The organism is Gilliamella sp. wkB171 (genome assembly GCF_001693755.1).
Taxonomy (GTDB): domain Bacteria; phylum Pseudomonadota; class Gammaproteobacteria; order Enterobacterales; family Orbaceae; genus Gilliamella; species Gilliamella apicola_F.
Genome location: NZ_LYST01000031.1, coordinates 34,974 through 59,809, shown reverse-complemented (window position 1 = coordinate 59,809; position 24,836 = coordinate 34,974). Strand labels below are relative to the sequence as shown.

General features: G+C 35.4%; 17 protein-coding genes. 7 read left to right on the top strand and 10 right to left on the bottom strand.

What is annotated here, in order from left to right; all coding sequences use genetic code 11:
* Nucleotides 1–199 precede the first annotated feature (199 nt).
* The gene (locus A9G03_RS03190; RefSeq protein WP_065798397.1) at nucleotides 200–832 is read left to right on the top strand and encodes a LemA family protein; all 633 of its coding nucleotides are present in this window, start codon (nucleotides 200–202) and stop codon (nucleotides 830–832) included.
* Between the two features lie 205 nt (nucleotides 833–1,037).
* Here the strand turns inward: A9G03_RS03190 and A9G03_RS12520 are convergent, their stop codons facing one another.
* The 7 genes from A9G03_RS12520 to A9G03_RS03160 form a co-directional block, all read right to left on the bottom strand.
* Nucleotides 1,038–1,178, bottom strand: a complete 141-nt coding sequence (locus A9G03_RS12520) for a hypothetical protein (protein WP_179854736.1) — start codon at nucleotides 1,176–1,178, stop codon at nucleotides 1,038–1,040.
* A gap of 111 nt (nucleotides 1,179–1,289) precedes the next feature.
* Nucleotides 1,290–5,708 (bottom strand): chromosome partition protein MukB, encoded by a 4,419-nt coding sequence (mukB, locus tag A9G03_RS03185; protein ID WP_065798396.1) that lies wholly within the window; start codon nucleotides 5,706–5,708, stop codon nucleotides 1,290–1,292.
* 2 nt (nucleotides 5,709–5,710) lie between these two features.
* Nucleotides 5,711–6,496, bottom strand: a complete 786-nt coding sequence (mukE, locus tag A9G03_RS03180; RefSeq protein ID WP_081297492.1) for a chromosome partition protein MukE — start codon at nucleotides 6,494–6,496, stop codon at nucleotides 5,711–5,713.
* Nucleotides 6,477–7,799, bottom strand: coding sequence for a chromosome partition protein MukF (gene mukF, locus A9G03_RS03175; protein ID WP_065633926.1), 1,323 nt, complete (start codon nucleotides 7,797–7,799; stop codon nucleotides 6,477–6,479). Before mukF ends, mukE begins: the two co-directional genes overlap by 20 nt.
* 1,132 nt (nucleotides 7,800–8,931) lie before the next feature.
* Nucleotides 8,932–10,326, bottom strand: a complete 1,395-nt coding sequence (uriT, locus tag A9G03_RS03170; RefSeq protein WP_065798395.1) for a uridine transporter UriT — start codon at nucleotides 10,324–10,326, stop codon at nucleotides 8,932–8,934.
* Nucleotides 10,323–11,279, bottom strand: coding sequence for a uridine-preferring nucleoside hydrolase UriH (gene uriH, locus A9G03_RS03165; RefSeq protein ID WP_065633928.1), 957 nt, complete (start codon nucleotides 11,277–11,279; stop codon nucleotides 10,323–10,325). Before uriH ends, uriT begins: the two co-directional genes overlap by 4 nt.
* A gap of 24 nt (nucleotides 11,280–11,303) precedes the next feature.
* Nucleotides 11,304–11,840 carry a hypothetical protein gene (locus A9G03_RS03160; protein ID WP_065798394.1) on the bottom strand — a complete coding sequence of 179 codons (537 nt, stop codon included), beginning with the start codon at nucleotides 11,838–11,840 and terminating at the stop codon, nucleotides 11,304–11,306.
* A gap of 748 nt (nucleotides 11,841–12,588) precedes the next feature.
* Here A9G03_RS03160 and pntA point away from each other — a divergent pair.
* Together pntA and pntB are read left to right on the top strand one after the other, a co-directional pair.
* Nucleotides 12,589–14,121 carry a Re/Si-specific NAD(P)(+) transhydrogenase subunit alpha gene (gene pntA / locus A9G03_RS03155; RefSeq protein WP_065633930.1) on the top strand — a complete coding sequence of 511 codons (1,533 nt, stop codon included), beginning with the start codon at nucleotides 12,589–12,591 and terminating at the stop codon, nucleotides 14,119–14,121.
* Nucleotides 14,122–14,136: 15 nt separating this feature from the next.
* Nucleotides 14,137–15,531, top strand: coding sequence for a Re/Si-specific NAD(P)(+) transhydrogenase subunit beta (gene pntB / locus A9G03_RS03150; protein WP_065633931.1), 1,395 nt, complete (start codon nucleotides 14,137–14,139; stop codon nucleotides 15,529–15,531).
* Nucleotides 15,532–15,596: 65 nt separating this feature from the next.
* On the opposite strand, the gene A9G03_RS03145 is transcribed toward pntB, so the two are convergent.
* The 3 genes from A9G03_RS03145 to oxyR form a co-directional block, all read right to left on the bottom strand.
* The gene (locus A9G03_RS03145; protein ID WP_065798393.1) at nucleotides 15,597–16,625 is read right to left on the bottom strand and encodes an alpha/beta hydrolase family protein; all 1,029 of its coding nucleotides are present in this window, start codon (nucleotides 16,623–16,625) and stop codon (nucleotides 15,597–15,599) included.
* Between the two features lie 191 nt (nucleotides 16,626–16,816).
* Nucleotides 16,817–17,461, bottom strand: a complete 645-nt coding sequence (gene fabR, locus A9G03_RS03140) for an HTH-type transcriptional repressor FabR (protein WP_065798443.1) — start codon at nucleotides 17,459–17,461, stop codon at nucleotides 16,817–16,819.
* Nucleotides 17,462–17,500: 39 nt separating this feature from the next.
* Entirely contained in the window at nucleotides 17,501–18,427 is a 927-nt protein-coding gene (gene oxyR / locus A9G03_RS03135) for a DNA-binding transcriptional regulator OxyR (RefSeq protein ID WP_065633934.1), read from the bottom strand.
* A gap of 484 nt (nucleotides 18,428–18,911) precedes the next feature.
* Here oxyR and pcnB point away from each other — a divergent pair, with 484 nt between their 5' ends.
* The 4 genes from pcnB (at nucleotide 18,912) to rsmA (ending at nucleotide 24,836) form a co-directional block, all read left to right on the top strand.
* Entirely contained in the window at nucleotides 18,912–20,213 is a 1,302-nt protein-coding gene (pcnB, locus tag A9G03_RS03130; protein WP_065798392.1) for a polynucleotide adenylyltransferase PcnB, read from the top strand.
* A gap of 74 nt (nucleotides 20,214–20,287) precedes the next feature.
* Nucleotides 20,288–22,651 carry an LPS assembly protein LptD gene (gene lptD / locus A9G03_RS03125; protein WP_065798391.1) on the top strand — a complete coding sequence of 788 codons (2,364 nt, stop codon included), beginning with the start codon at nucleotides 20,288–20,290 and terminating at the stop codon, nucleotides 22,649–22,651.
* Between the two features lie 81 nt (nucleotides 22,652–22,732).
* The gene (gene surA, locus A9G03_RS03120; RefSeq protein WP_065798390.1) at nucleotides 22,733–24,046 is read left to right on the top strand and encodes a peptidylprolyl isomerase SurA; all 1,314 of its coding nucleotides are present in this window, start codon (nucleotides 22,733–22,735) and stop codon (nucleotides 24,044–24,046) included.
* Entirely contained in the window at nucleotides 24,039–24,836 is a 798-nt protein-coding gene (rsmA, locus tag A9G03_RS03115) for a 16S rRNA (adenine(1518)-N(6)/adenine(1519)-N(6))-dimethyltransferase RsmA (protein ID WP_065633938.1), read from the top strand. Before surA ends, rsmA begins: the two co-directional genes overlap by 8 nt.

Here is a 24,836-nt window from a genome sequence, read left to right as displayed (position 1 = left end):
AATTAGCCCCCTTACTATTGTGACCAAAACAACTGTTTTGGACATCTATAAAATAGAGGCTCCCTGAGTAGTGTAAATGATATAAATTCACAAAAACGAGTTAGTGATCATTTAATCTTAGTTGTGAATATTATGCTAATAAGATTAGGGAAATTTATTCAAATAAATAAAAAATATACAATTATTTAAAAGGTCATTTATGTTTACAACTTTGATTATAATTCTCATCCTTATCATTGGTTGGCTGTTTTTTGCATATAATAAACTTAGAGGTTTAGCCGAAAATGTCAAACAGAAACAATCAAATATCTATGCAACAATCAAAAAAAGACACGATATAGCACAACGCCTTTCAGATATAGCATCAAGCTATGGGGATCATGAAAAATTAACTCATTTTACCATTACTGAAAGTGATAGTATTAGCCAAGCTAATGCAGCCTCATCAGAAGCCTCTCATATAATAGGTAATGTTCAAATGTTGGCAAATCGATATCCAGATTTAAAGGCAAATACAACATATCAACAATTGATGGTTCAATTAGACGAAATTGAAAATACTGTTCTAGAAAGACGAGAAGCTTACAATGCTGCAGTGCAAAACTATAATGCAACTCGTGGTAGCATTCCACATTTATTTTACGCTAGTAAACTAGGATTTAATGAAGCTTCATATTTTGAAGTTGACGAAAATGGTATCGATCAATTAGCTTCGTTTAAAACCGATGATGGAAAAATTTTAAGAGACACTATGGGTAGAATGGCATCGGTAGCCTCACAAAGCGTAAAAAAAATGAAAGAAAAAACCAGTAACAATTCAGAACAAGATTAATCCAACCAACAATTGTGATTGTAAATACCTTCTTAGCTTTTAAGGCAAAGAAGGTTATTTTTTATTGATGATTTAACAAGTTTATTTCACAACTAATCTAAAAAATGATTAAGCAAGTTTTTATATAAGCATTAATCTTTCCTTAAACTTTTTGACAAGTCACGCGACTATAAATTGTTACCACGACAAGCAGCGATACCTTCGTTTACAATGGACACCCTTTTACATAAATGTTTAATGCAATTTCTGCATCACCATCGATATTATTAACAGCAAGACCAGACAATAGCTGCAAAAAATTATCAGCTATAACGGGCAACAATGTCATAACTTTCGCACAAGACATTGTAAATCATCGAGATATATAAAATGACATTAATGAAGATAAATATACAGAAAAGGAAAGATTCGCCGATAATACTCGGCGAAATCTGTTTAAGATAATATCAAATAAAAACTAAGCAAAGCCTTTTAAACCAACCACATGTACATGTTCTTGGTTATTCATTACTTTACGCACCAGTTTATAAGTAGTCCCTTTTTCTGGGCTGATATTTTCTGGTGCTGCAATAATCAGTTGCATTTCGAGTCGTTCACACAGCTCAAATAATGTGGCAATTGATTTAGCATCCAATCGGGCAGCTTCGTCTAAGAATAATAAGCGACATGGTAAAATATCTTTATTACGTAGACGTTTTGATTCTTCTTCCCAACTTTGAATGACCATCAAGAGGATTGACATACCAGTACCAATTGCTTCACCAGTTGATAATGCGCCACTTTCCGCGCGTAACCAACCATCAGCACCACGATTAACTTCAACATCCAGCTCGAGATAGTTTCGATAATCTAACAGCTCTTCCCCAATATTTTGTGCAGTTCGTTGCCCCATATCAATATGTGGATTCAAACGTTGATAAAGTTTAGCTAACGCTTCTGAGAAGGTAATACGATTATTGCTAAACAGATCTTGATGCTCATTTTGATCATCGGCTAATGCAGCTAATAATGATGAGTGAGCTTCACGAATGGTAACATTTAAGCGTACACCGTTAACTTGTCCAAATGCCACAGCCTGTAGACCTTGGTTAAGCATACGGATACGATTTTGTTCACGCTGTATAGTTTTTCGAATAATGTTTGCCACACTTTTCGAACTTATCGCTAATTGTTGCTCACGCGAGGTTAATTCTTCAGTTAAACGTGATAATTCAATTTCCATTTGCTCAATTGCTTCAATTGGATCATCTGTTTTGACGATATCTTGACGAATTCGTTCACGAAGATGTTTATAAACCGCAATATAAAATTGAATTTTACGTTCCGGACGTTTTGGATCTTCAGATAATCGTAATACATCACGTAAATGTTCATTATCATTCACAGCCAAACGTAGTGAACCTAGCGCCTTATCTGACATTGAGCGCAGTTCATCAGCACTTAAATAAGCTAATTCTCGACGATGTAATCGTCGTTCAACGCTATTTTCTTTGACGAGCCGTAAAACTAAACACCAACCAGCTTTGGCTTCAACAACCTGTTCACGTAATTGTTTATAATCACGGAGTGTTTGAGCTAAACGTTTTTGCATTTGCGTCATTTCGCTTTCACACATAATCAGTTGTTTCTCGAGCGAACTACAGTGCTGACGGTTGCTGTTTAATTTTTGATGGATCTCATCACGACGTACCCTAGCCCTCTCTTCCGTGATGGCATCAGCTTTAACACCAATTTGTTCAATCTCTTTATGCAGTTCATTAAGCATGTCACGTTTAGTTTCAAATGCACTTTTTAATGAAGCTAATGTTTGATTGTATTGATTATACTTATCTTGATACTGCTGCATTTGGCGACGAGCATCAGTTCGCTGTGCTTCTACAACGTCTAAACGAGCACGTAACTTTTCGTTCAAATCGGCGTTTTCATTTAACATGCCGGCTGAATCTTCATAACTAAAATGGGCTCGGCGTTGCATAACTTCAGTAAGTGCAAACACTTGTTGACGAATAGTCTGTTGTTGCGACTTAACGGTATTATATTGCTCACGTAACGCTTCGTTCTGTTCTGGGTCACTTTGTAAAACGGCCACAATAGGCTCAAGCTCAGAAACAGTGTGACGATTGCGACCAACATATTGTGCAGCATCTTGTGCTTCGGCAACTTGTTCACGTAAATCATCAACCCGGTCCGCTAAATCTTCGTCAGCTAATAAATGCATTTGCGCAACTAGACGATTAACCGTTGCTAACTGCTCTTTGCAATTAGCTACTTGTTGTTGATTCTGCTTATCTATCGCTTCTTGAGAGGATAATTGACGCTCAATCTCGTTGCGTCTGGTTGATAATTTTTGTGCTTCTGCTTCAGGATCAATATCAAAGGCAACGGATAAATATTCACCAATAAATTGACCCACATTTTGTTCTATACGTTGTAATTTTTGTAAATCAAACGAGATAGTGGCATAACGTTCATGAAGTTCATCACGCTCTGCCGATAATTTTTCCAGATGAACTTCACGAGCAGCTCGGCCAAATAATGGTACCGTTGGAAAACTGGAAAAGCGCCATTGACGATCACCAGTTTTAACCAATACCGCTTTATTCATCTCTTCACAATCAAATACACTGTCGTCAAATGAAGAAGGATCGCCTTCAATAAAATAGATATCTTCAGGGTAGTCTTCTTCGCTAGCAGTAAGATTTTCAAGCTGCGTTTTGACTAACGATAAGTCCGGTACCACAATCGCTTGTCTTGAAGGACCATATAATGCCGAGAAATAAGGCGCATCTTCAATAGTCACATCTTCATAAATTTCAGAAAGAAGTACACCATTAAACCGCTCAGCTAATGCCGATAAACGGCCGTCATCAACACCACTAGGTTGATTGAGTTGTTCTATTTGTGTATCTAATTGAGTTCGTTTAAAAGTTATCTGATCGCGCTCTGTAACCAATGTTCGTTCTTGCTCAAGCAGCTGCTGCATATGTTGCGTGACAGCTTGACTGTGGGTAAAACTTTGTCCGGTTTGTTCTTGTAAGGCAATTAAAGCATCTTGTGCTTTTATCCACATTGGTGCTTTTTGTCGATAATCCGCTATTTTAGATTGAATTTGTTCAAGTTCTTGTCTAAATTCAATGCGTTTTTCACTAGATTGATTAGCAAGTTCCGCATTTTCATCTAACTGAACTTCAAGTTCCTGTTTTAGTTCATCAAGTTCATCATAATTAACATGTCGACCAATACGTTTGCAAAATTGGTTTAATAGTGATTCTGCTTCTTTTTGTTCAAAAAAGCGTTGTTCAAGCTCATCAAGTTGTAATTGTAAATGTTCAGCTTGTTCAGCTTGATAACATTGTGAAGGCCATTGTCTTAGTGCTTCTTTAGCAGCAGTAAATGCTTCACTACGAACAACATCACCAACCAGTTTTATTACAAGTTGATAAGCACGATCAAACTGATTAATCGCGGCATCAGAAACACTTAATCTTTGCTCAAGTTCTAAAACTTGCTCGGTAATCTCTTTTTGTTTTTCAGAAAAAACGTCAAAGTGATTTTCGATATTACTGATCCCCAATTTTGGTAAATGGCATAAAGACTGTGCATTTTTCAACGCTTGCAAAGCTTGTTGATACTGAATTGCCCGCGTTTGCTGCACATCAAGAGCTTGTTGATAATCAGCTAATTGCGTTTTTATTTCATCAACTTCTTGTTCAGTTTGTTCAGCCTGATCACGGTAGCTTTGGTACTGTTCATTCGCTTCAATAACAACTTCATTTTGTTCTTCAAGTTTTAGATTAAGATCATCTAAGTCCGCTTGATAGCGATCAATTTTTTCTTGTTGGCGTAAAGCTGTTTGCGCTAGATTAAGATGGTCATTTGCCGCTTGTAAATCAGTTTCTAGGTCATTTTGGGCTTCTTGAAACTCTTTGAGCTCTTTTGCCATTTCAACTTGACGATATTGATGACTGATTAACAAATCTTGTGTTTTAAACATATCTCGACGCAAACCAAGTACCGATTCAATATGAACACGGCGCTCATTAGCATGCCGCATATAATCCGCTGCCACATAATTAGTTGATTCAGTAATGAGGTGTTTAAATAGATCGCGATCAGATTGCGTAACGCGAATCGCTTCTAATGTCATGCGATTTTCACGTAGTGCCGCCTCCATATCCTGAAAAGCTTTACGTACACCACTGTTTTCAGGTAATAAGTAATCACGCAATGAACGAGTAATGGCACTTGAAATCCCACCATAAAGTGACGCTTCAATTAATCGGTAATATTTACTTCGATCAGATGAGGTACGTAATCGTTTTGGTAATATACCAAAATCAAACATCACTGAGTGATAATCAGTAATAGAGTTAAATTGTTTAAAAATCACGCCCTCTATTGATTCAATTTTATCTTTTAATTCAGGCAGTGATAGAATTCGTGCTTGTTTGTCGTTTACTCTTTCTGTTACTAATTCTGTTGGTTTGATTTCAACAGGTAAACCTTGTATTAGAAAAGGTTTAATATCGACTTTTTTATCACGACCCGCAACTTGTTGTAATCGAACACCACATATAATCCGTTGATGACGTGAATTAATCACATCAAGCATCGAATAACAAACACCAGGTTTTAATTTACCATGTAAACCTTTATCTCGAGAACCAGAAGTTGCACCAGCTTCGGTAGTGTTACGAAAATGTAGTAAGGTTAAATCAGGAATCAATGCGGTAACAAAAGCCGCCATGGTGGTTGATTTACCTGCCCCATTCCCCCCAGAAAGTGTGGTGACAAGTTGATCTAATTCAAATGTTCTGGCAAAAAAACCATTCCAGTTGATTAAGGTTAAGGAGTGAAATTTTCCGTGTTCAATCATAATTATTCAATCTCCTCGTTAACTTCATCATCTTGTTCTTCATTATTATCATCTAAGATAAGTGATGATTCAATTTTGATCGCTTCACCATCCCGAATTAGGCGTAATTGTGCTTCTTGGGCATCGTCACTACTGCGCACGTCAGCGCCAAAACGGAAAATAGATTCATTAATTCGAAAACGGCTGCTGTCATTACCGACAATAAAAAAGATCATACCTAATCTGCGCAGACGATTTAGGGCCGTTTTAACTTTATCAAAGAGTTTTTGCCGATCTAAATCAGACCCAGTTGAACGCTGGTTGACCAACTTTAATAGTTTGCTTTCATCAGCTAAAGACACCAGTTCATCAAACAACTCTTGTAAGGTAAAAATACCTTCGTGAGCTAGCCGTTCAGGACTTAAATAGAGGTAACAAAGCACTTTACCAACAAGCATATCTAACTCTGATAGAACAGAACGAGGAATTAATGTTGTTGATCGAGGGCGAAGGTAGAAAAAACCTTCCGGTGCGCGTATTAGCTCAACATTATAGCGTTGATAAAATTGTTCAAGCTCAAGTTGAAAATCCATTAAAAAAGCATGTTGATCGAGTTCATCAATACCTATATGACGCCCAGAACGAAGCAAACTATCCAATTCAGGAAAAATAGGATTAGCAATTGCTTGAGCTAATTTTACCGGCATGTATTTATCGATTGACGCTTGAGAGCTCGCTGCAATACGTCCGATAACCTCATCAATATGATGAGCAGTTTGTTCTAATTCTTTAATATCTGTTGATGACATGTGCTTGTACCTTAGCTCCATAATCGTTGATAGGTTTCCATTCGGCAGGGATACCGAGCAAATCATCTTCGGCAATACCTAGACGAATAGCTTGATCGATAAATAATCTTGCAATATCAAAATGTTGTTCGCGTGGGAACTGTGCTAAATAGCTACGAATGGCAACACTTATATCAAGTGGTTTATTTTGTTGTTTAAAAACCAATAAATTTTGTTCAATATGCGCAATAATATGTTCTTGAAGTTCTTCAATCATTTCATATTCAAGTTCTGATGGTAATTCACCTGTGACTTCAGCTTCATGTAAAGCAAGTTCTTCATCACGCATATCAAGTAGACGGTCGGCATTAGCAAAAGTCAGGGACCAAGGTAAATCAAAATAGCTCTGAATCGATTTACGTAATCGTTGAGAAAATACACGATTTTTATCTAAATCAATTGCTGTACGGATAAATTTATGAACATGTCGGTCATAACCTATCCAAAGATCTATCGCTTTTTGCCCCCAACCAATAATTCGATCTAGCTTACCTTGTAGATCGATTACCACGTTATTAATTTTATCTAAATCGGGATTAGCTAATGTCGCATCTTGAATTAACAATAGGCTAGCTTGAAGTTTATCACCTGCTGCGGCCAGCGTATCTTGCAACTCTCGTAAGGTTTGCGAAGTTTCGGTTAATAGTCCTTCACAACTGGTAATAGCAGCTTGCCAGTCTTGACTTAATAATGCCGAAATATTTTGTTTTACATCGGCTTGCTGCTCATCCATCACTCGTTGAGTAATATCAATACTATCAAATATTTCAGCAACTGAATATTTTAGTGGAGCAAACACATTTCGATGCCAGTGTAAGTCATCCCCTCCTTCCAATGCTGCATCAGCGGCTCGTTTTAACTCTTGAGCAACAATGGATAATTGGATAGACAAACGTAACGTTGAAAACTCCCGCTGGCGAATGTAGTAATCAGAAATACCAATACCTAACGGCGTCAAACGATAAATAGAATATCCATCAGTCATTTCGCTAGCAAAACGCGTAATTAGCCGCTGACGCACTAGGTCATTAATGGCATTATTTGCTCGAACAGTGATGGTATCTTCACTCTGTTCAAAAATTTGTGAAACATGCCTGAAAGCATCAATTAATTCAGATTCGGTCATTTCACCATCAAAACGCTCGCTGTTTAATACGGCAATCGCCAATAAAAATGCAAGCCGTTCCACCGGCAAATTAATTGAAAAATCATTCTTTTTTGCCCAAGAGACCAATTCTGGCACTGATTGGGAAAAATCCATCATAGCGGTTCCTTAATTAAAGACACTAAATTTTTAAACGTATCTTAGAAATAATATGAGAAACACAATATATTGTGCTAAAGACAAAATATTATCGATTATATAACAATTTGTAGTAGTTAAAAATAACTAAGTTTGAGATTTATCATTTAACTTAATTAAAAAGCAACAAAGTCAATTTAATTAAAAATACATATAATAATTGAGATTTTCTTTTTTTATTTTCGATTAATCCTATTTTTGTCGTTGAAAAGATCAACGACAACAAAAAAATAATTATCATGATTGAATTTTAATCTTAAATGATCTTGATATGTTATGGAATTAATTGTTTAATTATTGTACCATTTTCTTGACTTATAGTTATATTAATAATAATGGTTATCTTTTTTATAAGGGAGAAAACAAATGAAAAGTCTATTATACATACTGTTAGCTGGATTTATTGCATATGTTGTATCAAAAGCCGTTTCTGCAAACGAAATCGATACAACGCACCGTGTTGTTCAACACCAGGGAGTTTTAAGTGAAAGCCATTTGGATAGTGGTGATAAACTAAATAGTCTCTGACAGTTCAGTCATTACTATCATGATTAGTTAGGATTGTTGATCATGTAATGCCTGCACGTTAATTTTGTGATAATTGGCGCGTTGATAATACAGCTGCTTGTTGTAGCAGTTAGGTTTAATTGTGGATATTGAATTAAGGACACGCAAGGTAAGCCTGTTGTTTACCACGTGTCAATAAATAACTCTAAAATCGCCTAAGATATAGCATGACCAATAGCTGAACTATCCATTCCCCAAAATTAAAATCTACCGATGCTTTTTTATTATAGTTTTAAAAGAGAATAATCTAATCAACAACATGCTTACTATTATTGATATTGTGAATAATGTAGATAAAGCAAATAATCAAATGATAAAGAACAAGTCATAATCGCGCTATTTAATTGAGTGTTAAATATCATTGTTGCTGTAACTAGTTTTCAATTTGAAAAAATATTTAGCCACGCAAGACAAATTTTTAACAGCTTAGTGCCTACACTTATGCACAGAACAAGGCTAATAAAGTTGAATTTGATTGTGGTATTTTTGAAAGAGTAAAAACGGGATGGGTTATCCCGTTTTTTAATTAATGCGTTACTTCTGCATTGATTGGTCGAGGAATTAAGAAACTACTAAATAACGCTAAAATAGTAATCACTAATCCTACTAAAATACCATTAAAATACCCCGTCATCGTATTACCATTTATCATTTGAACTGCGGGTAATAACGCAAAACTTAATCCTGCACCTAAGTTAAACGCACCGGCATTCATTCCAGGTAAAAATCCTTGATTATCGGCAGGTGATAAGACAACACCTAAACCATTTAAGATAATATTGGCCATTCCTGCGTAAAAGACGCCTAGTGCAATTACACCGATTGATAAGATAGGTAAGGAATGCACACCATAAAATAAGATCACTAAGATACCAACAATACAACCAATCAAACCCAATTTGAGGACATTGTTATATCCAATCGTTGGTGCTAAGCGACCAGAAAATGGTCCGACAAACCAGCCAATTAAAGCATAAGGTGTCAGCAAAATTAATGACGCCCAATCAGGATTTAAGCCAAATCCTATATCGTGATTTTGTGCAAGTGACATAACTAAACCATTCACTATGGCAAAAATACCTGTCATAGTTAAGGTGGTTGTTAACAATAAAGCCCAAGTAGCACGTTTTTTCAGATGAGTTGTTGTCACCAAAGGTTGTTTATTTCGTTTTTCGACATTCCAAAATACAATAAAACAAACAATGGCAAATACGGTTAAGCCAGTAACAATCAACCAATTTGCATTAGCCAAATTACCTGCTTCATTCAGTGCCAATAATAATGCAGCAAGCGTTAAGACTATTAATATAACCCCTAACCAATCCATTTTAGTTCCTGCTGAAGGCTTAGATTCAGGAGCAAAACGAAAGACTAGATAAGTTGAGATAGCTGCTACCACTGCAATTACCCAAAATACAGAACGAAAGCCCCAATAAGTAGCAAGTAAGCCACCTGCTATCGCATCGACACCAGCAATACCACCATTCACTGCGGTGATAATACCCATTAACATGCCATATTGTTTGACATCTTTTACTTCGTAACTAAGCATAAGTAAGCAAAGTGGAACAACAGGACCAGATACGCCTTGAATAATGCGCGCTGCATATAAAACTTCAATATTAGGTGCAACAGCAGCTAATATTGTTCCTATTGTCATAATCAATAACATAACCGTTAATACTTTTTTACGACCTTTGATATCGCTCAAGCGCGGAAGAAAAAGTGAAAACAGCGCTGCCGCAGTAAAAAAAGCAGTTTGTGAAAATCCAACAGCTGCATCATTGGTGCCTAATTCTTTGGCTATAGTCACTAATACAGGGCTTAACATACTTGCATTGAGCTGAAAAGCAACACAAGCTGCAAGTAACGCAATCATTAATGTTAAAATACTTTTTTTATCGTTGCTTTGTGCAATCATACATTTACCTCACCAATTCGCTTTAATGCATCAACGATTAAATCCCAAAAACCTGCATGATCAAGTTTTGTTGCCACTTGTGTATGGCAAGTTTCATCGACTGGAAAACGAAAATCAGCAACGGTCATACCTAAAGTTAATGTTCCTGTAAGCTCTATATCAACAGGAACTCGTCGAGTTTTAATTAAATCCGGATTAATAACATAAGCTACAGCACAAGGGTCATGTACTGGTGGATAAGTAAAACCTTGTGCTTGCTTATACATTTTTCCAAAGAATTCAAGCATTTCAAGTACAAATGTTGCTGGTTTTGTTTTGATTGCTGAGATTTTTTCAATTACTTCAGGCGTTGCGAGAGCTTGATGAGTTAAATCTAATCCCACCATAGTCACAGGCCATTTTTCATTAAATACTATATGGGCGGCTTCTGGATCGATTTTTATATTAAATTCAGCCACTGCACTCCAGTTACCTACATGATAACCACCGCCCATTAAAACTACTTCTTTGACTCTTTCGACAATTTTGGGTTCTTTGCGTGCAGCCATCGCAATATTGGTTAAGCCACCAGTTGGGACCAAGGTAATAGTTTTGGGTGGATGAGACATAATTGTATCGATAATTAAATCAATAGCATGCCTAGAATCCAATTGAATAGCGGGTTCGGGTAATACAGGACCATCCAAACCTGAATCACCATGAATATCTGGTGCAATTTCAACATTCCTCACTAGTGGTCGAACAGCACCAGCGGCAAAAGGAATATTAGTTATGTTAGCAATACGGGCAACTGATAAAGCATTACGGGTCACTTTTTCTAATGTTTGATTCCCAACTACAGTTGTTACCGCTAATAATTCAATATTAGGATTACCATGCGCCAATAAAATGGCAATAGCGTCATCATGACCTGGATCACAATCAAGAATGATTTTTTTAGGTTGATTTGTCATTAAGCGTTTTCCTCTAGTAAATTTTTAATTCGCCATTCTATCAAGTACATTTTGACAAGATGACATAGTTGATGTTCCTTCACGTTCAACCACTAAAAATGCAACAGCACCATCGGCTATCGGGTAAAAAAACTTTCCGTCAGCTTGTGATAAACTTAAAGCGTAAATAAAATTGTTGACCATTTCGAACATGCTAAATAAGGCAAATCCAGAAATTTGAATATATCTATAATTTTTAACATAAAAAGCGAGAGGACCATTACTATTGAATAGGGTGATAATGGTTTGAATATCAAAGGAATGAATTTTACTAACAATTAGTTTGATCGTATCAAAACTATTTACGTTAATGCCAAACATTAAACTTGTTTGAATTTTATTAGATGTAATTTTATTAATATAAAGTAATAGTTGTATCATCTTGTTAAAATAAGCAATAGGATTAACAATGACTTCAATGCCTAAAGCTTTAGCTAATTTTATTACATTAAAAACAGCATCACTAGATTTTGCAAGTTGCGCTAATAAGATATCAGATTTTTTTAAGTTCGTTTCTAACATTACAATTTTTTATCAATCCTTGATTAAATAAACCACTTAATTTGATTATTATCTTTACCAAAGTTAATTAAAGTATCTTTGGTCGCTTTATTACCGTAATGAGATAAAGCAAAAAAATTCATACTTGATAGCAAATAATCAGGACGCTAACTAAATAGTTCTCGTTACATCAAGTTATCAAATCCAATTAAGTTTTGACTAAATTATTAATACTTTTTTACTTATACTTTTATATATTCACTCTAGTTAGTTGTGTAGCGATAACAATATTCACAATTCACATAACACAAAATACCGATATTTCTCTATAACTTTCTTTTTGCTTTTAGCATTTTATCTTTGCTATTTTTAGCTCATTACAACCAGTTGAAATAAAATAAATTTTTTTAGATTTATGTTCATCTAAATATCCCAGAATAACCTTATATTTTTTCGAAAAAATAGACTTATTCTTTGAGTATTATTTGATCAGTATAACGGAGCTAGATGATAAAAAGAGTGATAAACATCATAATTTAGAAAATAAAAACAAAACTTAAATAATTAATGAAATCAATATTTAACAAACACAACTTGGCAAATAATAAATTGATTATTGCGCCATTTAAGAAAGAATCGACAAGCTACTTATTAGTTATGATAATAATGTGACTTGGTAGATAAAAAATAAATTCCTTACTCGCACTGCCGCTAATTTATGCTAAAATCGAAAATCATTAATAAACACTAAACATAAGGATGTAACGAAATGCATATCGGTATACCAAAAGAGCGGTTAGCCAATGAAGCTAGAGTTGCAGCAACTCCACAAACAGTTGGACAACTGTTAAAACTTGGATTTACAGTCTCTGTAGAACAGGGTGCAGGGCATGCTGCTCACTTTGAAGATCAAGCATTTATTGATGCTGGAGCAACAATTCAAAACACACATGACATTTGGCAAAATGACTTGATTTTAAAATTTCATGCACCAACAGATGATGAAATCGCATTAATGAAAGAGGGTTTAACCCTTATCAGTTATATTTATCCAGCTCAACATAAAGAACTACTAGAAAAATTAGCAGCCAAAAATATTACAGTCATGGCTATGGATTGTGTACCACGTATTTCTCGTGCTCAATCGTTAGATGCACTAAGTTCTATGTCAAATATTGCTGGCTATCGTTCTGTGATTGAAGCTGCCAATCAGTTTGGCCGATTCTTTACAGGTCAAGTCACTGCCGCAGGTAAAGTGCCACCGGCAAAAGTATTAGTCATTGGTGCAGGTGTTGCTGGTCTTGCAGCAATTGGCGCTGCTGTTAGCCTTGGTGCAATTGTTCGAGCTTTTGATACTCGCCCTGAAGTTGCTGAACAAATTAATAGTATGGGCGCTGACTTTTTAGAGTTAGACTTTGAAGAAGAAGCCGGCTCTGGAGATGGTTATGCAAAACAAATGTCTGCTGCCTTTATTGAAGCTGAAATGGCATTATTTGCAGAACAAGCTAAAGATGTTGATATCATCATTACTACAGCATTAATTCCAGGTAAACCAGCACCAAAACTGATTTCGAAAGAGATGGTTGAATCAATGAAACCAGGTAGCGTTATTGTTGATTTAGCGGCTTTAACCGGTGGTAACTGTGAATTAACTAAGCCAGGTGAAGTTTATGAAACAGATAACAATGTAAAAATTGTTGGCTATACTGATTTGGCAAATCGCATGCCAGCTCAAGCATCACAATTATATGGAACTAACATTGTTAACTTATTAAAACTACTTGCCAAAGAAAAAGATGGCAACATCGACATTAATTTTGACGATGTGGTTATTCGTGGCGTAACGGTAGTTAAAGATAAAGAAATAACATGGCCTGCACCACCAATTCAAGTATCAGCACAGCCGCAGAAAAAAGTTGCAGCGCCGGTTGCTAAACCAGAACCTAAACCAATGGATCCACGCAAAAAGTATGGCATTTTAGCGTTAATAATCATTGCTTTCTTCTGGTTGGCTAATTCTGTTCCTGAAAGCTTTTTAGGTCACTTTACCGTATTTGCTCTATCATGTGTAGTTGGTTATTACGTAGTATGGAATGTAACTCATTCTTTACATACACCGCTCATGTCAGTAACTAATGCGATTTCAGGTATCATTTTAGTTGGTGCAATATTACAAGTCGGTGATGATAATGGCTTAACTACGGCAATTGCCTTTGTTGCTATTTTAATTGCTAGTATCAATATTTTTGGTGGATTCTTTGTTACCCAAAGAATGCTAAAAATGTTCCAACGTGGCAAATAAAGGAGAGTATCAATAATGTTAAGTAATGGAATTATTCAAGCAGCTTATGTAATTGCTGCCTTACTGTTTATATTCAGTCTACGTGGTCTTTCCAATCAAGAATCAGCTAAATCGGGTAATATCTATGGCATGATCGGTATGGCAATTGCACTTGTTGCCGCGATTGCTAGCATCAATGGTGGATTACATTGGGTCATCATTGCGATGATTATTGGCGCGGCTATTGGTTTATATTTAGCCAAAAAAGTAGAAATGACACAAATGCCAGAACTTGTTGCACTACTTCATAGTTTTGTTGGTATGGCTGCGGTACTAGTTGGTTTTAATAGCTTTTTAGACTCACATATTTTTACCTTCTCATCGAGTGAAATTACCGTTCATTTGGTCGAAATATTTGTTGGTGTTTTTATTGGTGCGGTTACATTCTCTGGTTCGATTGTCGCTTTTGGCAAACTAAATGGTCGTATTAGTTCAAAACCATTATCTATTCCAAATAAACACTATTGGAACCTTGCTGCTATTGTAGTATCTGTAATACTTATGTTTACATTTGTCAATCTGCAAACAGGAGCTGGCGCGCTATTTTGTTTACTCATTATGACACTTATAGCATTAGTCTTTGGTTTCCATCTTGTTGCATCAATTGGTGGCGCAGACATGCCAGTTGTTATTTCAATGCTTAACTCCTATTCTGGATGGGCGGCCGCTGCGGCAGGATTTATGTTAGGTAATGATTTACTCATTGTAACTGGTGCTTTAGTTGGTTCTTCAGGCGCAATTCTTTCTTACATTATGTGTAAAGCAATGAATCGCTCATTTATTAGCGTAATTGCCGGTGGTTTTGGTAGTGATGGCAGTTCATCAAGCTCTTCAGAAGAAGAACAAGGTGAATACCGTGAAATTCAACCTGCTGAAGTTGCACAAACTTTAAAAGAAGCACGCTCAGTTATTATTGTTCCAGGTTATGGTATGGCGGTTGCACAAGCACAAGGTGCAGTCAGTAACATTACTGAAAAACTACGAGCTATGGGTATTGAGGTAAGATTTGGTATTCACCCTGTAGCAGGGCGTTTACCGGGACATATGAATGTATTATTAGCTGAAGCTAAAGTACCTTACGATATCGTGCTTGAAATGGACGAAATCAATGACGACTTCCCTGATACGGATGTTGTATGGGTCATTGGTGCAAATGATACGGTTAACCCAGCGGCGGAAGAAGATCCAAATAGCCCTATCGCAGGTATGCCAGTTCTTGAAGTTTGGAAAGCTAAAACGGTTATCATTTCTAAACGTTCAATGAATACCGGTTATGCCGGCGTTCAAAATCCACTATTCTTCAAAGAAAATAGTTATATGCTATTTGGTGATGCCAAAGATAGTGTTGAAAAAGTGTTACAAAATCTTTAATGATAATTAGTCTTATAGAGAATACAAAATATTACTGCGGCCTAGCCGCAGTAATTTTATAAGAGCTAAGGGGTTAAATTTATTTGAGCTAAAAAAGTAGTAATTTGTTTAATTATTTCACGATGAATCTCGGCTCGAGTTCGTTCCCCACCATCCTTACAAATAATACCTTCGCCTTGAGCTTCTTGCTCTAATATTTCTATTGCCTGTGGTTTACAAACTTGTATAAAACTAAAATGCATCGCATCTGGTATCACCGTATAAGTAGATAGTGATTTTGGCAGGAACTGCACTAAATAGCCTGATTCAAGCTCTGCATCCATATCACCTACATCAATTCCTGCACCAATAATTAAAGAAGGGATGCTAATATCTTTTAAACTTTCCGAAGTAAAACCTCTGGCTACTCCTGCATCTAAAGAGATAAATGATTTTATTCTTGGATCGAATAAACTTTGATTTAATTTTGGATTATCAAGGCCGAGTTCAGTCACTAATTGACAAGCTTTCAAATGGGAATGAATTGTACAGTCTTGCTTAAAAAGCTCTGTATCAAATTTTGCTCCAGCAAGTGCAATTACCGTCCAACCACCAAGGGAATGCCCAATCGCTGATATATTATTCATATCAATCGAGTTTGCTAAAGTCTCATCTTCTTTCAAATAATCAATTGTTCTACTCAAATCTTGTGGGCGTAACCATAATTTAGAAGATTGATGAATATCTCTATTAAACAGTGTAGTCCCTGGATGATTTGGTGCAGCGACAATATACCCCTTTTCGGCCAGTTCATAGGCAAGCCAACTTAAATTTTGCTGGCTGCCGCCATAACCATGCGAGAGAACAATTAAGGGATGCTTATGATAATCTAAAACAGGGGTTGCATTGAATAGAACTTTATAACCATAAAAAATAGCATTATCGCCAACCATTACGCTATCTTGTTGATTATTCGCTTTATACCATATTGCTATATTCAACGGTCGGCTACTTTGTTTATCGTAATAGATTTGCTTAAACCCTACATCTGAATATGCATAATTGCTAAGGGTAAAGATAAAATAAAAAATTAAGCCAATGTAGAATTTAGTCATTCAATTTATCCCTATTAAAAAAATTGCCTATTTGCAATTGGAATGAATATGAAGACTTAACAATAGAATAAATAATACAATTTGTTAATCAATATTTGAATTTATCAAATTAGGTATTTAACAAATAATATGACACGTTAGTTTATTAAAAACAGTAAATTCACTCTACATGTCAGTATAAAAATTTAAAATCAGTGATTTTCTTGCTTAATTAACTCTTTGTGATAAAGGTAATAGGCACCGCGCGAAACCATACGAAGTTGGAATATAAGATCTTCGATTAATTTTTGGCGTTGTATTAGGTCAAAATCTAAAGCCTCGGCTCCTGCATTAAAAGCAATGGTAACCATTGCTTCCGCTTGAGCTTCGTTATATTGATGAGGCATGTCATTAGCATTATCCAAATAATCAACCAATTCGACAATAAAATGTTGAATTTCTCGAGCAATAGCAGAACGAAAAGCCGATGATGTACCCGCTTTTTCACGCAGTAGTAATAAAAAAACTTTAGGATTTTTATCAATGAATTCAATAAAGGTTGTTACAGAGGTTCGTAACACACTTCCGCCCTTTTCAATACGTTTACGTGCTTGTCGCAAAAGTTGACGAAGAGTTAAACCACTTTCATCAACCATCGCCAAACCTAATTCATCCATGTCACGAAAGTGCCGATAAAAAGAAGTAGCAGCAATACCTGCTTCACGTGCAACTTCACGCAAACTTAAACTAGCAAAACCTTGCTCAGCATTAAGTTGATTAAATGCAGCTTCTATTAATGTACGACGAGTTCGCTCTTTTTGCTGAGCACGAACCCCCGAAGTTTTGGCATTTTTCATTATTTCAGTCGATTTTGGTAATTTTAACTTAGTCAATCATTAATTCGCTTTTTCTAACAAACGCTCTTTCTCAGCAAATACTTTTGGCATGTGATCTCGAATTGTTTTAGCAATGGTTTCATAACGGGAACGTAACGGCGATCCCGGACGATATATCAGAGCAATGCTTCGCACTGGAACAGGATCTGTACAAGGAATGTAGCAAATATTATCACGAATACGTTCATTTGGTGCTGCTAATTCAGGAAACAACGTAATACCTCGCCCAGCAGAAATCATACTGCGTAATGTTTCAAGACTTGTCGCTTTAAATTGTTTATCTTCATCAATGCCGACTTGAAAACAATATCCCATTGCATGTTCACGTAAACAATGACCATCTTCTAACATCAAAAACTTATGCCCTTTTAAACTAGAAAGTTTAATTGTCCTTTTACTGGCTAATTCGTCGGTAGCCGGAACCGCTAAAAACATCGGTTCATCAAATAATGGTAATTCTATAAATTGTGATGTTTCTTTAACCTGTGCAACAATGGCACAATCGAGCTTACCACTCTCAAGTTGAGCAACTATATTGGCAGTTTGTGCTTCATGTAAATAGAGTTCAAGCTGCGGAAAAGATTCGTGTAATACCGTTATTACATGTGGTAATAGATAAGGTGCAATTGTTGGTATTAAGCCAATATGCATCGGACCAGACATCTCTTCACCTTGACGACTTGCCATCTCTTTTAAGATTTGGATATTGCGTAAGATCTCTTTAGCCTGCTCAACAAGCATCATACCTGTTTGTGTAAATAGTACTTTACGACTAGTACGTTCTAGCAACATTACACCAAGTTCATCTTCCAATTTTCTGATTTGTCCACTTAATGTTGGTTGACTCACATTGCAAGCATCAGCGGCTTTACGAAAATGACGAAATTCAGCTAACGAAACAAAATATTCCAAATCACGAATATTCATAATGTCCCCCAATAAGTTATCAGTTAATGTTATATACTCAATCGACTTTTTGTCAGTAGCGATTTGTTAAACTACTATTACTCATGTTACTCACAAAATTAAGCAAAATGTTTAATTTGCTTCCTATATCTATTGTTTTCTACAATGAATTAAAAAAGAAGTTTTGAGCATAGGTTGTAGTAAACCTTAATCAGCTTGTTAAATAATGCATGAAATATGTATAAACAGGTATTGATGCCTTTTAAAGCTATTTGACTAATTCTACTCTATAAACTGCTATTGTTGATAATTATTGCCAAAAAATCAAATAGAATATTCATTTAAAATGAGAAAATACCTGCTTTTCATCCAATTAAAATTCGGATAATAAGAAAAATGGAAAGTTATAAGCAATTATTATATAATCGCGCGCTATATTGCCATTTTGGTTCATACACGTTTGAGGTGCACTATTTTTAAACAAGTCTCTCGCTTTTATCGCAAAATGTTTCGCCATGAAGAACACAAACAATCTCGCTATATTTCTATTTCACGTAATGAACATAATATTTCTCGTAAAAATATCAGTGAAAATGCATTAAAAGTTCTTTATCGTTTAAACAAACAAGGATATGAAGCTTATTTAGTCGGTGGTTGTATTCGCGATCTTTTATTAGGAAAAATACCAAAAGATTTCGATATCACCACAAATGCGACACCTGAACAAGTGCAAAAAACATTTCGAAATTGCCGTTTAGTCGGCCGCCGTTTTCGTCTTGCACACATTATGTTTGGTAAAGAGATTATCGAAGTTGCTACCTTCCGTGGCGAACATAGTTCTCAAGATGAGCAAAGTAATGTTGCCAAACGATCGCAAACCGGTATGTTATTACGTGATAACGTCTATGGTACGATTGAACAAGATGCTTTGCGACGTGATTTTACAATGAACGCGCTTTATTACAGTGTTAAAGATTTTACACTGCGCGATTATTGTGGAGGCATAAAAGATTTACAAAATGGTATTATTCGCTTAATTGGTGATCCGCAAATTCGCTATCGAGAAGATCCTGTGCGAATGTTAAGAACAATTCGCTTTGCAGCAAAACTCAACATGACAATTGAGCAAGCAACAGCAGAACCAATTAAAGAGCTTGCGCCGTTATTAAAAAATATTCCTGCAGCTCGTTTATTTGATGAATCATTAAAGTTACTGCAATCAGGTCATGGATACAAAACCTACCTATTATTGAAAGAGTATCATCTGTTTGAACAATTATTTCCAGTTATTCAACGATTATTTACCGGAAATAACAATAGCTATTTAGAAAAGATGATTGAACAGGTTTTAAAAAATACTGACTACCGAATTGATCATAATCAACGTATTAATCCAGCATTTTTATTTGCTGCTTTCTTCTGGTATCCAATTATGGAACAAACACAATTAACGTGTGTTGAAAGTGGCTTACAATTCCATGATGCTTTTTCGATGGCTATCAATGATATTTTAAGTGAACAATGTCAAATTATTGCTATTCCAAAACGTTTAACATCGATAATGGGTGATATTTGGCGACTACAATTACGCATGAAAAAGCGTGAAGGTAAACGTGCATTTGCCATTTTAGAACATCCTAAATTCCGAGCAGCTTATGATTTATTAGAAATGCGGGCATCTATTGAAAAAGGGGAATTATTAGATTTAGCTAAATGGTGGGATGAATTTCAACATACCTCAATTGAGAAAAGAATTAGCATGGTTAACCAGTTGAGTAAAAGAAATAAACGCAGGGCTAAACATTAATTTTTCTTTCGCACTTTTATAAATAACCGCTATAATGCTTAAATTAAAATAATCATCATTACTTTTAATCATTAATGAAAAAATTAGCGCCTTCATTTATTGCAATAACCGTTACTCTTTGTCTATATAATAGTAGCAGTTATGCTATCGGATTACCTAAAGCTGTTATTAATAATCCACAATGCCTCATCGATGTGCCTAAATTCGATCGCCCATTAGTTGAGGGTGATATCCAAACACTGCCTGTTGATGCCGAAGCAAACCAGTTTGAAGCACTTTATCCAGACAAAATAATTTATCAAGGTGATGTAGTTGTCGAACAAGGGAATCGTACCGTACAAGCAGATAGAGTAACGATTGATTCTCATGATAAAAGTAATCGACTTGTTACTTTGCAAGGCGATATTACTTATCAAGATAATTTGATAAGAATTAAAGGCAATGATGCCTTGATGAATCTTGATAATAATGATGCGAATATTACACCGAGTGATTATCATCTGGTTAACCGACTAGGCCGCGGTAACGCAGACGAGATGAAGCTTGAAAAAAATCGCTATGTTATTTTGAAAAATGGTAGTTTTACATCTTGTCCTGTCGATGACAGCACATGGAGTGTAAAAGGTAGCACAGTGATCCATGATAATGAAGAGCAATTACTTGAAGTATGGAATGCAGTATTTCGTATTGGGAAAGTACCGGTTTTATATTCACCTTATTTACAGTTACCAACTGGTGATAAACGCCGTTCAGGCTTGCTAATGCCTAATTTAAATTATGATAGTGTCGATGGTATTGATTTTTCGTTACCAATTTATTGGAATATTGCACCTAACTATGATGCAACATTTACCCCAAGAATATTACAGCGTAGAGGCGTTCAGTTACAGACAGAGTTCCGCTATTTAAATCAATTAGGTTTAGGCACGGTGGCTTTTGATTGGTTACAACATGATAACAAATATGATGATGATCGAGATAGATTATTAAATGGTCAAAATTATGATGATAACCGCCATCGTTGGTTATTCTACTGGAAAAACGATGAGTTAATTAATTACAATTGGCGTTTTAAGGCAGATACTACACGCGTAAGTGACAATCAATATCTAACAGATTTGAACTCTAAATATGCGTCACAAACAGCTGGATATTTAACTCAATTTTATAAAATTGGCTACAATGATCCTAGTTGGGATATTACTCTGGGTTATAGACACTTCCAAGCATTCCATGATGGAGTTAGAGATTCACTATACCAAACTCAACCACAATTAAATATGAACTATTATAATTATGATTTTGGTCCATTTAAATTTAAAACCTTTTCACAAGTATCACGCTTTTTAAGTTCAGGAAAAAATAACCCGAAAGCTTGGCGTGCACATATTGAACCTACTCTTGATTATACTATCACCAATACATGGGCTTCATTAAGTGCGTCTGGTGGTTTAATGGCAACGCACTACAACCAAGATAATATTAAAAAATCTATTGAAAGATACCAAAACTTAGACAAAAGTGTTAATCGTTTTATGCCTAAATTTAGTATCGATGGAAAAGTGATTTTTGAGCGTGATTTTGATCTGATTGAGGGTTATACCCAAACTTTAGAGCCACGAGTAAAATATACATATATTCCATATCGCAATCAGTCAAATATTGGCAGCTATGATTCTACTTTCTTACAATACGATTATATCGGTCTATTTAGAGATCTCCCTTATAGTGGGTTAGATCGCATTGCATCAGCTAATAATATCGCTACTGGTGTGACGACTCGTTTTTACGATGAAAGCAAGGTAGAAAAATTTAATTTATCAATCGGACAAATCACCTATTTTACTAAATCAAAAACCAGTGAACACAATACCGAAATAGATAAAAATTCTGATACAGGTAGTATTACTTGGGCATCGGATAATTTCTGGCGTATTACTGACGATGTGATTTTTAGAAGTGGTGTACAATACGATACACGTATTGATACTATTTCTTTAGCCAACACGATACTTGAGTATCGTCCTTCAAGTGAGAAATTACTACAGCTATCTTATCGTTATGCTAATCATAACTATATTAATACGGTAGATAAAAGTTCGTTATATAAAGGCTATAAACAAGATATTTCCCAAGCAGGTATTGTGACTACTTGGCCATTATCTCAAACAATAGATGCTGTTGGTTCTTATTATTATGATATTAAATTGGGGCAAACCGCAGATGGCTCAGTTGGATTACATTATAGTGACTGCTGTTGGGGTATGACTGTTCAATATGGACGTAAATTGACAGATTGGGATTGGATATCCCATGATAGTAAATATGAAAATAAACTTTCAGTTAATTTTGAGTTAATGGGTCTAGGCCATAATCGTGATGTAAAAGCAAAAATGTTGAATTTTGGTAAACTACCTTATACAACAGCATTTGAATAATTATATTAGTAACGCACAACATAACTAATTAACTTAATTACAGTTATTATCAACTGTAGCAAATAAAATGAGTTGAATAATATGAAAATATCTAAATTACTTATCGCTTTAAACTTAAGTTTAAGTATAGCAGTGATTAATCCTTTATCAGCTAATGCTGCCGCTAAAGTCGTTGAGCAAGTTGCTGCAGTAGTTAATAACAATGTCATATTAGAAAGTGACGTTAATGATATGTTAAAAACCATAAAAGCAAGCACCGATCCACGTAATTTGCCAAATGATAAAGTATTGAGGCAACAAATTCTGGATCGTTTGATTGTTGAAAATCTAATCTTGCAAAAAGCCGCTAAAGCTAAAATTACAGTAAGTGATGATCAAGTAAGCAATGCGATTGCTAAAATTGCTGAAGAAAATGGTATGACAATCGATCAACTTAGAAGCAAACTTTCAACAATGGGAATAAGTTATAGCGCTTATCGTGAACGTATACATAACGATATGTTAATAGACCAAGCCCGAATGAATGAAGTCAGACCAAGAATTAAAATCTCTGAAAAAGAGGTCGAAAACTTAGCTAAAAATATGTCTCAACAAACCTCTAACAATATAGATGTTAAAGTAAGCCATATTCTTATATCCGTTCCAGAAAAAGCCTCTAAACAACAAATAGATGATGCGACTAACAAAGCAACCGACATTATCCGTCGAGCCGAAAAAGGTGAAAGTTTTGCGAAATTAGCGACCTCATATTCAAATGATGATCTTGCTTTAAAAGGTGGTGATATGGGCTGGCATAAACTCAATGAATTACCTACCATTTTTGAAGAAAGATTAATTCGAGCACCAAAAGGAAGTATTATTGGTCCAATTCGATCCGGTGTTGGATTACATATTTTAAAAGTTGATGATACACGTTCTGAAGCACCGAAAAAATTCACCATCGATGAATTTAATGCTCGCCATATCTTAATTAAAACTAATGTGCTTGTAACAGACCAAATTGCCAAACAAAAACTGTCTGATATCCGTAAATCTATAGTAAGTGGAGCGACAACTTTTGAAGCAGCTGCTAAAGCTAATTCTCAAGATCCTGGCTCTGCTGAAAATGGCGGTAATTTAGGTTGGAGTCGAGCCGATGTTTATGACGCTGGTTTTAGAAATGCTTTAGTTCAATTAAAGAAAGGCGAAATTAGTCAACCAATCAAATCATCGTTTGGATGGCATTTGATCCAATTAATCGATACTAAACAGACTGATGGTACAAATGCAGTTAAACAAGATCAAGCTTATCGATTAATTTTCAACCGTAAATTTGGTGAAGAAGCGCAAGTATGGATCCAAGAATTAAAAGGCGATGCTTATATCAAAATCACAGGTGAAGAAAAACATGACTAACCGTGTACACCAAGGTCACTTTGCCCGTAAACGATTCGGGCAAAACTTTTTACATGATGATTATATTATTGAAAGTATTGTCGCAGCTATTCAACCTAAATCAGATCAGGCTCTTGTAGAGATCGGTCCTGGTCTAGCTGCATTAACAGTTCCAGTCAGTAAATATGTTGACCATTTAACAGTTATAGAAATTGATAGAGATTTAGCCAGTAGATTGATTGATAATCCTTTGTTAAAAAATAAATTAACTGTTATTGAACAAGATGCTCTAACCTTTAACTTTAATGAGTTAAATCAACAATTAGGTAAACCATTAAGAGTATTTGGTAACTTACCCTATAACATTTCTACACCGTTAATGTTCCATTTATTTGAATATGCCAATATCATTGATGATATGCATTTTATGCTACAAAAAGAAGTAGTCACGCGACTTGTCGCGGCACCAAATAGTAAAGATTACGGAAGATTAAGTGTAATGGCACAATATTATTGCCAAATTATTCCTGTGTTAGAAGTTCCGCCTACCGCGTTCAAACCGGCACCTAAAGTTAACTCTGCTGTTGTCAAGTTAATTCCCTACAAACAAAAACCTTATTTAGTTGATGATGTTAAAATACTTTCTCGCATCACTACAGAAGCCTTTAATCAAAGGCGCAAAACGATTCGCAATAGTTTAAGTAATATGTTTACAACGGACCAATTAATTGAATTAGATATTGATCCTAATTTACGTGCTGAAAATTTGTCAGTACAACAATATTGTAAACTCGCAAACGCATGGAAATAA